Here is a 12449-nt window from a genome sequence, read left to right on the forward strand (position 1 = left end):
ATGCGCGCGGCCCTTGTTGGACTTGCCCTTACTTTTGCGCCCCTGACTTTCGCGCCGCTGACGGTCAGCGCACAGACCGCCCCGGCCAGCGACCGCCCCGCCGTTCTGGTGGCCGATCAGGTATTCATTACCCGTGACAAGGTATTGGTTGCGCAGGGAAACGTCGAAGCCTTCCAAGGAGAGACGCGGCTGCGTGCCACGGCGATCCGCTATAATCAGGCCACTGGCGCTTTAAGCATTGAAGGGCCGATTGTCCTGTCAGAGGGGGAGAATACCACGATCCTCGCCGATGCGGCCTCCCTCGATGCGGGGTTGCAATCAGGGCTGCTGCGCGGCGCACGGATGATTTTAGAGCAGCAGTTGCAGCTGGCTGCCGTGCAGATCAACCGTGTCGAAGGGCGCTATAGTCAACTTTACAAAGCCGCCGTAACCTCTTGTAAAGTATGCGAAGATGGCGAAACGCCACTTTGGCAAATCCGCGCCAAACGGGTGGTGCATGACCAACTGGCCCAGCAGCTTTACTTTGACGAGGCGCAGTTCCGTATCAAGAACGTGCCCGTCGCCTATCTGCCGCGCCTCCGCTTGCCCGACCCGACATTGGACCGCGCGACCGGCTTTCTCGCCCCGTCTGTCCGCTCAACCTCGCAATTGGGCGTGGGGCTGAAACTGCCCTATTTCATCAAGATTGGCGATCACCGCGATCTGACGCTGACGCCCTATCTTTCCGCCGAAACCCGCACGCTTGAATTCCGCTACCGTCAGGCTTTCGTTTCTGGCCGGATCGACTTTGACGGCGCGATCACCGATGACGAATTGGAGCCGGGTGAAACCCGTGGCTACCTGTTTGGCACCGGCACCTTCGATCTGCGGCGGGACTATAAACTTTACTTCGGGATTGAGGTCACCAGCGACCGGTCCTACCTCAGTGACTACGGCTATTCCGACAAAGACCGCCTGACCAGCGAGTTGACTGTCAGCCGCGCGCGGCGGGATCAATATGTGCGGGCAAGCTTGCTGAACTACCAATCGTTGCGCGATGGCGAAGACAATGATCTGTTGCCCAATCTGGTCTTGGACGGCGAACACCAGCGGCGCTATTTCCCCACCTCAATTGGTGGTGAGGTTCGCCTGACGCTTGAGGCCCATAGCCACCGCCGGGCCTCTGGTCTCAGCACCGATGGCGACGGCGATGGCGAGGCCGACGGGCGTGATGTGTCGCGGCTCAATGGCGAGGCTGAATGGCTGCGGCGCTTTACCTTTGGCAACGGTCTGGTCACCGATCTCCAGGCTGGGGCGAGCTTTGGTCTGTTCAACATCGCGCAGGATGCCTTTTACAGTGAGCGGCACTACGACCTCGTACCACAGGCTTCTGTTTCATTTCGCTACCCTATGCAGCGTCGTGAGGCGCGCGGTGTGGTGCAACAGTTCGAACCGATTGTGCAATTCGGATGGACCGGGGGCGATCGGCTCAACATCCCAAATGAGGAAAGCACGCTGGTTGAATATGACGAAGGCAATTTCCTGTCGCTTAGCCGTTTTCCGCGCCCCGACCGGCGTGAACGCGGTGCGGTCGCGGCCTTTGGTGTGAACTGGGCGCGGATTGATCCGACCGGGTTGGATACCAGCTTTTCTTTCGGGCAGGTCATCAGGGCCAAGGCCGACGATGCTTTCACCTTTAGCTCGGGCTTGCAGGGCACCCATTCCGATTTCCTGCTGGCCGGGCAATTGCGCAGTGACGAGGGTTTGGCGCTCATTGGGCGCGGGTTGGTTGATGATGATTTCGAAGTCGCCAAGGCTGAGTTGCGCGGCATCTGGGATTTCAAGCGCGGGCAGATCGCGGGCAGCTATGTCTGGCTGCAGGAAGATGCCGCAGAGGACCGCGACGAAGATGTGTCAGAGATCACCTTTGACGGCAGCTATTCGATCAACAGCCAATGGCAAGCCTCGGCCGAATGGCGGTTCGACCTTGCCGATGAACGCGCCGCAACGGCAGGTCTTGGCCTGAGCTACAACAATGAATGCGTGCAGGTCGACCTTTCCGTTAACCGCAGCTATTCATCCTCAACAAGTGTTGAGCCCTCAACGGATATCGGTTTTAACATCGGCCTCAGGGGCTTTGCCGCAAACACCGGAACAGAAAGATACGTACGCTCATGTGGGAAGTAACGAAACAGACAGTCCGTGCCGGGATCCGTAGCACTGCGGCACTCGCCTTTGCTGTGGTGGTCGGCCAATCCGCAGCGGCGCAGAACCTTTTTGCGCCCGTGGCCCGTGTCAACGATGAGGTCATCACCGGTTACGAAGTCCAGCAGCGGCAGCGTTTCATGCAGCTGATCGGCGCGCCGGGAACGGATACCAACAGCGTGATCGACAGTCTGATCGACGACCGGCTGCGCGGGCAAGTGCTTGACCAAGCCGGGCTTGAAGTCACGCCAGAGGGCATTCAATCCGGCATGGCCGAATTTGCCAGCCGCGCGGATCTGACGACCGAGGAATTTCTCAAGGTTCTGGGTCAGGCTCAGATCTCGGAAGAGACCTTTCGTGACTTCATCGTGATCAGCGCCGCGTGGCGTGATCTGATCCGCGCGCGCTACAATGGCCGCGTCGACATCACCGACGAAGAGGTCGACCGCGCCCTTGGCAGCAGCCGGGGCAACAATGGCCTGCGCGTGCTTTTGTCCGAGATCATCATCCCCGCCCCGCCGCAGAACGCCGATCAGGTGAATGCGCTGGCCGAGCGGATTGCGCAAAGCCGCTCTGAGGCTGAATTCTCTTCCTATGCGAGCCAATATTCCGCCACCGCCTCACGCGGGCGCGGCGGCAAGATGCCTTGGACCCCGCTTGAAAATCTGCCCGCCAGCCTGCGCCCGATCCTGCTGGCGCTGGCCCCCGGTGAGGTGACGGCCCCGCTGCCGATCCCCAATGCCGTGGCCCTGTTCCAGCTGCGCGGCATCGAAGAAACTGGCAAGCCCAGCGTTGAATATTCCGAGATTGACTACGCCGCCTATTACATCCCCGGTGGCCGGTCCGAGGCCGCCCTGTCGCGCGCCGCACAATTGCGCGGTCAGGTGGATCAGTGCGATGACCTCTATGGCGTTGCCAAGGGCCAGCCCGCGAATGTGCTCGACCGTGGCACCAAGGCTCCTGGTGAGATTCCACAGGACGTGGCCATCGAACTGGCCAAACTCGACCCCGGCGAAGTCTCGACAACGCTGACCCGTGCCAATGGGGAGACGCTGGTTTTCCTGATGCTGTGCAACCGCACCACGGCGGCCAATGCCGATGTGAACCGCGACGCGGTGGTAAGCTCAATCCGGCAGCGCAAGCTTGAGGGCTACGCCACGCAGCTGTTGGAACAGGCCCGCGCCGAAGCCCGTATCACCCGCCAATGAGCAGCCCCTCCCGGCCGGTGGCCATCACCTGCGGTGAACCCGCAGGTATCGGCCCAGAGATCGCCGCCCGTGCTTGGGCGGCGCTTTCGTCTGACATCCCGATGTTCTGGATCGGCGACCCGCGCCACCTGCCTCAAGATGTGCCGCACCGCTTGATCCAAAGCCCCGAAGATGTAGGTGCACCGAGCACCGATGCGCTGCCTGTGCTGTCTCATGTTTTCGAAAGCACCGCGCTCGCCGGGGTGCCGCAACCTAGCCATGCGCAGGGGGTGATTGACGTGATCGCCCGCGCGGTCGATCTGGTGCAGACTGGGGCCGCTTGCGCCATCTGCACCGCGCCGATCCACAAGAAGGCGCTGCAGGACGGCGCGAATTTCGCCTATCCCGGCCATACCGAATATCTCGCAGCACTTGCTGGTGTCGACGACGTGGTGATGATGCTGGCCTCTGACCAGTTGCGCGTCGTGCCCGCCACGATCCACATCGCGCTCGATCAGGTGCCACGGGCGCTGACACCGGCGGGCCTGCGCCGCACGATTGAGATCACGGCGCAGGAATTGCAGAGCCGTTTCGGCGTTGAACGTCCGCGCATTGCTGTGGCCGGGCTGAACCCCCACGCGGGCGAAGGCGGCAGCATGGGGCAGCAAGAGATCGACTGGATCGCTCCGCTGATTATCGAAATGCAAGGCGAAGGCTATGCCCTGGCCGGGCCGCTGCCCGCCGATACGATGTTCCACGCCCGCGCCCGCGCAGGCTATGACGCGGCGGTGGCGATGTATCACGACCAAGCGCTGATCCCGATCAAGACGCTGGACTTTGACCGGGGGGTGAACGTGACGCTGGGGTTGCCTTTCGTGCGCACTTCCCCCGATCACGGCACCGCCTTTGACATCGCGGGCCAAGGGCGCGCCAACCCGACCAGCATGATCGAAGCGATCAAACTGGCATGGCAGATGGGCCAGAAAACATGAGTACAATCGACAACCTTCCGCCGCTGCGCGAGGTGATCAACACACACGAACTGGCCGCGCGGAAATCGCTGGGCCAGAACTTCCTGCTGGACCTGAACCTCACGGCCAAGATCGCGCGACAGGCCGGGGATATGGCCGATTGCGACGTGCTGGAAATCGGCCCCGGCCCCGGTGGCCTGACCCGCGGTCTGCTGGCCGAGGGCGCGCGGCGTGTGCTGGCGATTGAGAAGGACCGCCGCTGCCTGCCCGCGCTGGCCGAGGTGGCAGAACATTACCCCGGTCGCCTGACGGTGATCGAAGGGGACGCGCTGGAGATCGACCCGCTGAGCCATCTGACCCCGCCGATCCGCGTGGCCGCCAACCTGCCCTATAACGTCGGGACCGAGTTGCTGGTGCGCTGGCTCACCCCGCCTGAGTGGCCGCCGTTTTGGCAAAGCCTGACGCTGATGTTCCAACGCGAAGTGGCCGAGCGGATCGTCGCGACGCCCGGCTCCAAAGCCTACGGGCGGCTGGCCGTGCTGGCACAATGGCGCAGTGATGCGCGGATCGTCATGCAATTGCCGCCGGGGGCTTTCACGCCGCCGCCAAAGGTCTCGTCGAGCGTGGTGCATCTGACCGCCCTGCCCGAGCCGCGATATCCGGCTGATCCCGCTGTGCTCAGCCGCGTGGTCGCGATGGCGTTCAATCAACGTCGCAAGATGCTGCGCTCGGCCCTCAAGGGCGCCGCGCCGGATATCGAAGATCGCCTTCACGCCGCCGGGCTGAAACCCACCGACCGGGCCGAGCAGGTGCCGCTAGAGGGCTTCTGCGCCCTTGCCCGTGAAATCGCCAAGGGGTGAAAATGTTCTACCGTCTATTGCTCGTCTGCACGCTGCTGCTGACGCTTTCCGCCTGTGCCTTGCCCCGCAACGGGCCACCACCACTGGGGACTGAGGCCGATATCTCGGCGCTGACCCGTGCCATCACAGAACTCTCTCCCAGCGTGGACCCGGCAGAGGCCGCCCGTGCGGCGGGGATCGCCTACCGTCATACCCATGAGTTGGCGATTGCCTATCAAATCACCGACCCGCCGCTGATTCATAACGTGAAGGTCAACAACGGCAGCAAGCCACGGGGCCTGTGTTGGCATTGGGCAGAGGATCTGGAGAAACGGCTGCTGGCCGAAGGTTTCGCCACGCTCGACATGCACCGGGCCATCGCCAATGGCGACTCGCGGATCCTGCTGGATCATTCGACGGCCATCATTTCGGCGGCGGGTGCCCAGATGGAGGCAGGGCTTGTACTTGATCCATGGCGGCAGGGCGGCGAGTTGTTCTGGTCGCCGGTGATGAGCGACCCGCGCTACGACTGGGAGCCGCGTGAAGAAGTGCTGCGGCGCAACGGACGTGTCAGATATGTGCAGGCGGGGATGGAAGGGTAAGGCCACCCCGCGCGCCCTACCAAAGTCCCACACGAAAAAGCCCCGCAATTTGCGGGGCTTTTGTTATTCTGCGGCTTTGGCGGTGTCGTTACCATCGCCATCGCTGCCATTGTCCTGCGGCTGTGCCTCTGCCGCTTTCGGCTTGGGCTTGCGACGCGGAGCGCGTTTCGGCTTGGGCTTGCTTTCGGGCGTGTCGACCAGCGTGCTCTCTTCGCTGTTCGTGTCGGCCTCGGCTTGCTGCTGCTGCTGCGCAGGCTCGGGCTGCTTGTCCGCCTTCGGCTGGTCGTCCTGAGACTGGTTGCCCTGAGAATGGCCGCCCTGCTGCGCCTCGCGCTCCTGACGCTCTGCGCGCTCGCGATCCCGCTCAGCTTGGCGCTCACGGTTCTGGCGCTCTTGCTCTTCGCGGCGCTGATCCACCTCGCGCTGCGCTTCGCTCAGCAGACGCAGGTAATGCTCGGCGTGCTGTTGAAAGTTCTCGGCGGCAACACGGTCATTGCTCAACTGTGCGTCGCGGGCCAGTTGGTTGTATTTCTCGATAACCTGCTGCGGCGTGCCGCGCACCTTACCCTCGGGGCCGGAGCTGTCAAAAACACGATTGACGACATTGCCGCCGCCACCTTGCGACGAGCGTTTGCGGTTATTCTTCGACCGGGAGCGTGATCTGGGAGAATTCATGGAATGATGTCAGCCTTGTGTGCTGTGTGTCGTTCACCGGGGGGTGCAAAGCACGTCTTGAACCCGGCCTAAGCGATATGTTGGGCATAGTGCCGCGCGGGACCGCCTATGGCATCCACCGCTGCAACACCCCTGACTAACCATGCCAGACAGGCTTGGGCAAGAAGAAACTGCCGCTTGGCCTGCCAAATGGCGGATTTTTCGCGATTTCACGCCGGTTTATCGGCTGAAACGACCCTTGGCCGCCCATCCAGATCATGTGCCAGCGTCACCCGTCCCCAGCCTGCGGCGGCAAAGATTTCCTGCACCGCTTCGCCTTGCTGCCAGCCGATTTCGACCATGACCCGGCCTTGGGGCGTGAGATAGCCCTGCGCCTCGGCAGCGATAATGCGATAGATGCTCAGCCCGTCCTGTCCATCGGTCAGGGCCATCTCTGGCTCGTGCTGACGCAGTTCCGGAGAGACCGCCGCCATTTCATCGGCAGCCAGATAAGGTGGGTTCGACAAGATCAGATCAAAGCGCCCATCAACGGCGCTGAACCAATCGGATTGACGGATGTCGGCCCGTTCGGCCACCCCATGCTGAACCGCATTGGCGCTGGCCTGAAGGCAGGCAGCTTCGGAAAGGTCAACGCCCAGCCCCGTCGCGCGCGCCCTTTCGGCCAACAGGGTGACCAGGATACAGCCTGACCCGGTGCCAAGGTCCAGAATGCGGGTGAAATCATTGCCGAGGGCCAGATCAATCAGGGTTTCCGTCTCAGGCCGCGGGTCAAGCACATCGCGGCTGATCGCAAAGTCGCGGCCATAGAATGCCCGCCGTCCAATGAGTTGTGAGACCGGCACCCTCACGGCCCGCAGGGCGATGAGTTGATCAAAGCGTTCGGCGACCTCGGGGGCGATTTCTTCGGGCGCGATCAGGGTCACGCGGGCGGCATCCACGGCGGCGGCATGAGCCAACAAAAGCCGCGCATCCCGCGCCGGGTCGGGCACGCCCGCGGCACGCAGCCGTCCGGCAGCGGCGGCCATGGCTTGGGCGGCTGTCTGGGGGCTCACCCCTCCATCTCCGACAGTTGACGCGCTTGGGCGTCGGCGGTCAGCGCATCGACGATCTCATCCAGATCGCCCTGCATCACGGCCTCAAGCCGGTAGAGCGTCAGGTTGATCCGGTGGTCGGTCATCCGCCCTTGGGGGAAGTTATAGGTTCGGATTCGCTCGGACCGGTCGCCCGTGCCCACCTGCGCCGCGCGGTCGGCGGACCGTGCGCTGTCGATCCGGCTGCGCTCCATATCATAAAGCCGCGCTTTTAGCACCTGCATCGCCTTGTCGCGGTTGCGGTGCTGTGATTTCTCGGATGAGGTCACCACGATCCCGGTCGGGATATGCGTGATGCGCACGGCGGAATCGGTTGTGTTGACGTGCTGCCCACCAGCGCCCGAAGAGCGCATTGTGTCGATCCGCAGGTCATTGGCGTTGATCTCGATATCCACGTCTTCGGCCTCGGGCAGCACCGCCACGGTGGCTGCCGAGGTATGGATACGCCCGCCGCTTTCTGTCGAGGGCACGCGCTGCACGCGGTGCACGCCGCTCTCGAACTTCAGCCGGGCAAAAACGTTCTGCCCGGTGATATGGGCCACGACCTCCTTGACGCCGCCCAACTCGGTCATCTGGCTTTCGATCAGGTCGAACCCCCAGCCCCGCGCTTCGGCGTAGCGTTGGTACATGCGCAGCAGGTCGCCTGCGAACAGAGCGGCCTCATCGCCGCCGGTGCCGGGCCGGATCTCTAGCATCGCGGGTTTCGCATCGGCGGAATCGCGCGGCAGAAGCGCCAGTTGCAAGCCCTGCTCCACCTCCGGCAGACGCGCCTTTAGACGGGGCAGTTCTTCGCGGGCAAGCTCGGCCATCTCGGGGTCTTTCAACATCAACTCGGCCTCTTCGAGGTCCCGCTGAAGCTGCTGGTAAAGGTCGATCTGATCCACCACGGGCTTGAGATCACTGTATTCCTTGGCGAGGGCTGCAAAATCCGCCCCATCGGAGCCCGCAGACATGCTGGCCTCCAGAAACTGGAAGCGTTGCGAGATTTGCGCGAGGCGGTGCATCGGGATCATGGGGTTCCTGTCGCTTATGCAAATGCTTTGGTCAAGAGGCGGCTTATGCTATCATAGGTTATGAAACGCATCTTGCCGCTGTCCTGCCTCTTGGCCCTGACGGCCCTGCACCCTGCCCTTGCGGATGTCAAAGCGCCGGGCGGGAAGACGATTGATTGCTATTGCACCAACAGCACTGGCGACCGCGTGGAACTGGGCGAAACCATTTGCCTACAGGTCGGTGGCCGCATGTTCATGGCGCAATGTCAGATGTCGCTCAACGTGCCGATGTGGCGCGAGGTGCAGCAAGGCTGCCTGTCATCGCGCCTCAACCTGAGCGAGCCAAGCATTGACCCGCTTGGCGTTGACGCCCAGATCTGACCGGCCAAAGCGCGAGCGGCCATAGACTTCGACATAGCGCGGGTTGTCACCGTAGACGCCGATGGTGGTGAAATCTGGATAGCCCATCAATTTGGTGCGGGTGACATAGGTGACCTGCCCCTCGGCCAGTGAGCCTGCGACAACCTCGGTGCGCGGTGTCTGCATGATGGCACGGTCAAGCTGCGCCAAGGTCTCTTGCCCGCCGCCGTCAACCGGTGCGCGCCAGATATAGCTGTTGGTGCCTTGGGTCTTGCCCATCTTTTGCCCTTCGGCCTGCGCATGCCAACGCGCGGTATCGGTTGGCGCAAATCGGACATAGGCCACCAAGGCGACGAGGGCGATCACGATGATCCAGAACAGCATTTTAAGCACCTTTCGAAGGTCGGCGATTTGAGGCGACGCAGGTGGTCGCGGTCAGGTGGGCGGCCCCCAGGCCTGAGGGCCGCCCGATGATGTTGTGGCCTTCGCTCACGCGGTTCTCATGCGGTGGCCCAGCAACGACAGAATCTCGGTCGCGACATGCGCGCCCGCGATCGCTGTCGCGCCTGTGGTGTCGAAGGGCGGAGAGACCTCAACCACGTCGCCGCCCATGATGTTGATCCCGGCCAAATCGCGCAGCATGATCGAGGTTTGCGCCGAGGTCAGCCCGCCCCAGACCGGTGTGCCGGTGCCGGGGGCAAAGGCCGGATCCAGTGCGTCGATGTCGAAGGTCAGGTAACAGGGCCGATCGCCGAGGATTTCTTTGATCTTAGCCACGGTGGCCTGCGGCCCCTTCTCATGTACCTCACGGGCATCGATAATGTTGACGCCCATCGTGTCTTCGTTGGTTGTGCGTATGCCAACCTGCACGCTGGTCGAAGGGTCAAAGATGCCGGACTTGACCGCCTTGTAGAACATCGTGCCGTGGTCGATCCGGTCCATGTCGTCATCTTGCCACGTATCGGTGTGAGCGTCGAACTGTAACAGGCTGATCGGACCGTATTTTTCGGCATAGGCCTTGAGGATCGGGAAGGAGATGTAGTGATCCCCGCCCAGTACGACAGAGGCCGCGCCGGCATCCAAAATGGTCTTGATATGCGCGGTCAGAGCGGCGGGAAACTGGCTGACATGGCCATAATCAAACGCCAGATCGCCATAGTCCGCGATGGCGAATTCGCTCAGCACGTCAAAGTCCCAGCCATAGGGCGCGTCGGGCGCTTGCAGCGCGCTCGCCTCGCGGATGGCGCGGGGGCCAAGGCGGGTGCCGGGGCGGTTGGTGACCGCTTGGTCGAAGGGCACGCCGGTTACCGCGATGTCCACGCCGGTCAGATCCTTGGTGTATTTACGTCGCAGGAAAGAGGTCGCCCCGCCAAAGGTCAACTCATAGCTCGGCCCTTTGAGGTCCTCGCGGGTAAAGGCCATATCCATCTGCTTGGCCGCGTCTTCCAGTGCCATTACTTGCCTCCTGCTGGCTGTGCCCGCTCAACGATACGGGCGAAAAAGGATGCGCCGAGCGGCGCGATCTCGTCGTTGAAGTCGTATTCTGGATGGTGCAGCCCTGCGCCTTCACCGGTCCCGAGGAACAGATAGGCACCGGGGCGTTTTTCAAGCATAAAGCTGAAATCTTCCGCGCCCATTTCGCGGCCATAGTCGCCATGCACGCGGTCCGCACCCACCACTTCGCTTGCCGCCGCGATGGCGGTTTCGGTCTTGGCCGGATCGTTGACCGTGGCGGGATAGCCGACCTCATAGACCAGCTCTGCTGAGACGTCATAGCTTGCCGCCTGCCCGTCCACGATCTGCTGCATGCGCCGCATCACCATCTCCTGCACTTCGCGGTCAAAGGTGCGCACGGTGCCGTTGATATAGGCGGTCTCAGGAATGATGTTATCGGCGCTGCCGGTGTGGATTTGCGTGACCGAGACCACCAAATCCTGCGAGGCGAGATGATTGCGGCTGACGATGGTCTGGATCGCCGTGGCGATGCCGCAGGCCGCCACCACAGGGTCGCGGGTGTCATGGGGCATCGCGCCATGGCCGCCTTTGCCCTTGATGTGAATGTGAAACTCGTCCACCGCTGCCATGAATGGCCCCGGGGTGGTGAAAAACGCGCCTTCGTCCAACCCGGGCATATTGTGGATGCCGTAGACCTGCGCGATGTCGAACCGCTCCATGATGCCTTCTTCGACCATGATACCAGCGCCGCCGCTGGCCTCTTCAGCAGGTTGAAAGATCAGCGCGACCCGACCCGAGAAGTTGCGCGTTTCGGCCAAGTAGCGGGCGGCGCCCAGCAACATCGTGGTATGCCCGTCATGTCCGCAGGCGTGCATTTTGCCCATGCGGGTGCTGGCGTAGTCCTTGCCCGTCGCTTCATGTATGGGCAGGGCATCCATATCGGCGCGCAGGCCGATCGTCGGCCCTGCGCCCTGTCCGTTGATGATGGCAACCAGACCGGTTGTCGCGATGCCTTCGTGCAATTCATCGACGCCAAATTCCCGCAGCCGTTCGGCGACAAAGGCCGCCGTCTCATGACACTCCAGATCCAACTCGGGGATGCTATGCAAATGGCGCCGCCACGCTGTCATATCCTCCGCAAAGGCATTGATGCGGTTTACCACGGGCATGGGCTGGACTCCTTGGGGTTGGTTTGGTCAGGGTGCATCTGACACCAGACATACGGGGCCTGCAATGCCGGACGACACAAAAGCCGATCTCATTCACGATTCAGATGCCGGGATCGAACGGCTGCTTGAAATCATGCGCCGCCTGCGCGACCCCGAGACGGGCTGTCCTTGGGATATCGAGCAGGATTTCGACAGCATCGCCCCCTATACCCTTGAAGAGGCGTATGAAGTTGCCGATGCCATCGCCCGGCGTGATTGGGCGGAATTGGAGGGCGAGCTGGGCGATCTGCTGCTCCAATCGGTCTATCACACGGCGATGGGTGAAGAAGCGGGGCATTTCACCTTTCAATCCGTGGTGCGTAACATCAGCGATAAGATGGTGGCGCGCCACCCGCATGTCTTTGGCGACGAATCCCGCGACAAAAGCGCCGAACAGCAGACCGCCGACTGGGAAAAGATCAAAGCCGCAGAGCGCGCTGGCAAGGCACAGGGCGGCACGCTGGATGGGGTGGCGATTGGCCTGCCCGCGCTTTTGCGCGCCATGAAGCTGCAAAAACGTGCAGCGCGGGTCGGCTTTGACTGGCCCGAGACGACACAGGTGCTGGACAAGATCACCGAAGAGGCCGCGGAATTGGTCGAGGCGAAAGACACGCTTTCGCAGGCCGAGGTTGAGGAGGAATACGGCGATCTTCTCTTTGTCATGGCCAATCTGGGCCGCCACCTTGGGCTCGACCCCGAAGCCGCTCTGCGCGCCGCCAATGCCAAATTCACCCGGCGTTTCGAGGGCATTGAGGCCCGGCTCGCGGCAATGGGCAAAACCCCGCAAGACAGTGATCTGGCCGAGATGGATGCGCTTTGGGATGCAGTGAAACTGGCGGAACGCGGCTAATCGCCGGGTCTGCGGCTGGACAAAGACATGAGCCT

At 62.4% G+C, this 12449-nt stretch carries 13 protein-coding genes; 7 read left to right on the forward strand and 6 right to left on the reverse strand.

Features of this window, described 5'->3' with window-relative positions; all coding sequences use genetic code 11:
* The 5 genes from O4H31_RS10160 to O4H31_RS10180 are packed head-to-tail and all read left to right on the forward strand — an operon-like array spanning position 1 to position 5783.
* A complete protein-coding gene (locus O4H31_RS10160; RefSeq protein WP_269345401.1) occupies positions 1 to 2166 on the forward strand; it encodes an LPS-assembly protein LptD in 2166 nt (721 codons plus the stop codon).
* Positions 2154 to 3392 (forward strand): peptidylprolyl isomerase, encoded by a 1239-nt coding sequence (locus O4H31_RS10165; RefSeq protein ID WP_269345402.1) that lies wholly within the window; start codon positions 2154 to 2156, stop codon positions 3390 to 3392. The genes O4H31_RS10160 and O4H31_RS10165 overlap by 13 nt, the downstream gene beginning before the upstream one ends.
* Positions 3389 to 4363 (forward strand): 4-hydroxythreonine-4-phosphate dehydrogenase PdxA, encoded by a 975-nt coding sequence (gene pdxA / locus O4H31_RS10170; RefSeq protein ID WP_269345403.1) that lies wholly within the window; start codon positions 3389 to 3391, stop codon positions 4361 to 4363. The genes O4H31_RS10165 and pdxA overlap by 4 nt, the downstream gene beginning before the upstream one ends.
* Entirely contained in the window at positions 4360 to 5202 is an 843-nt protein-coding gene (gene rsmA / locus O4H31_RS10175; RefSeq protein ID WP_269345405.1) for a 16S rRNA (adenine(1518)-N(6)/adenine(1519)-N(6))-dimethyltransferase RsmA, read from the forward strand. The genes pdxA and rsmA overlap by 4 nt, the downstream gene beginning before the upstream one ends.
* A 2-nt stretch (positions 5203 to 5204) precedes the next feature.
* Positions 5205 to 5783 carry a hypothetical protein gene (locus O4H31_RS10180; protein WP_269345407.1) on the forward strand — a complete coding sequence of 193 codons (579 nt, stop codon included), beginning with the start codon at positions 5205 to 5207 and terminating at the stop codon, positions 5781 to 5783.
* Positions 5784 to 5846: 63 nt separating this feature from the next.
* Here O4H31_RS10180 and O4H31_RS10185 read toward each other — a convergent pair whose 3' ends face one another.
* The 3 genes from O4H31_RS10185 to prfA form a co-directional block, all read right to left on the reverse strand.
* Complete coding sequence (locus O4H31_RS10185; protein WP_269345409.1) at positions 5847 to 6458, reverse strand: DUF4167 domain-containing protein; 612 nt, start codon at positions 6456 to 6458, stop codon at positions 5847 to 5849.
* 209 nt (positions 6459 to 6667) lie between these two features.
* Positions 6668 to 7510, reverse strand: coding sequence for a peptide chain release factor N(5)-glutamine methyltransferase (gene prmC / locus O4H31_RS10190; RefSeq protein ID WP_269345411.1), 843 nt, complete (start codon positions 7508 to 7510; stop codon positions 6668 to 6670).
* Positions 7507 to 8562 carry a peptide chain release factor 1 gene (gene prfA, locus O4H31_RS10195; RefSeq protein ID WP_259980985.1) on the reverse strand — a complete coding sequence of 352 codons (1056 nt, stop codon included), beginning with the start codon at positions 8560 to 8562 and terminating at the stop codon, positions 7507 to 7509. Before prfA ends, prmC begins: the two co-directional genes overlap by 4 nt.
* 60 nt (positions 8563 to 8622) lie before the next feature.
* On the opposite strand from prfA, the gene O4H31_RS10200 reads away from it, so the two are divergent.
* A complete protein-coding gene (locus O4H31_RS10200; RefSeq protein ID WP_269345414.1) occupies positions 8623 to 8922 on the forward strand; it encodes a hypothetical protein in 300 nt (99 codons plus the stop codon).
* Here the strand turns inward: O4H31_RS10200 and O4H31_RS10205 are convergent.
* From O4H31_RS10205 to O4H31_RS10215, 3 genes are all read right to left on the reverse strand, one after another.
* On the reverse strand, positions 8860 to 9285 hold the full coding sequence (locus O4H31_RS10205) for a DUF1499 domain-containing protein (protein WP_269345416.1): 426 nt from the start codon (positions 9283 to 9285) through the stop codon (positions 8860 to 8862). The genes O4H31_RS10200 and O4H31_RS10205 overlap by 63 nt on opposite strands.
* Before the next feature lie 105 nt (positions 9286 to 9390).
* The gene (gene speB, locus O4H31_RS10210) at positions 9391 to 10356 is read right to left on the reverse strand and encodes an agmatinase (protein ID WP_269345418.1); all 966 of its coding nucleotides are present in this window, start codon (positions 10354 to 10356) and stop codon (positions 9391 to 9393) included.
* A complete protein-coding gene (locus O4H31_RS10215) occupies positions 10356 to 11525 on the reverse strand; it encodes a M20 aminoacylase family protein (protein ID WP_269345420.1) in 1170 nt (389 codons plus the stop codon). Before O4H31_RS10215 ends, speB begins: the two co-directional genes overlap by 1 nt.
* 64 nt (positions 11526 to 11589) lie before the next feature.
* On the opposite strand from O4H31_RS10215, the gene mazG reads away from it, so the two are divergent.
* Positions 11590 to 12414, forward strand: coding sequence for a nucleoside triphosphate pyrophosphohydrolase (gene mazG, locus O4H31_RS10220; RefSeq protein WP_269345421.1), 825 nt, complete (start codon positions 11590 to 11592; stop codon positions 12412 to 12414).
* The last annotated feature ends 35 nt before the right edge of the window (positions 12415 to 12449 follow it).

The organism is Sulfitobacter dubius (genome assembly GCF_027214245.1).
In the GTDB taxonomy this organism is placed as follows: domain Bacteria; phylum Pseudomonadota; class Alphaproteobacteria; order Rhodobacterales; family Rhodobacteraceae; genus Sulfitobacter; species Sulfitobacter dubius_A.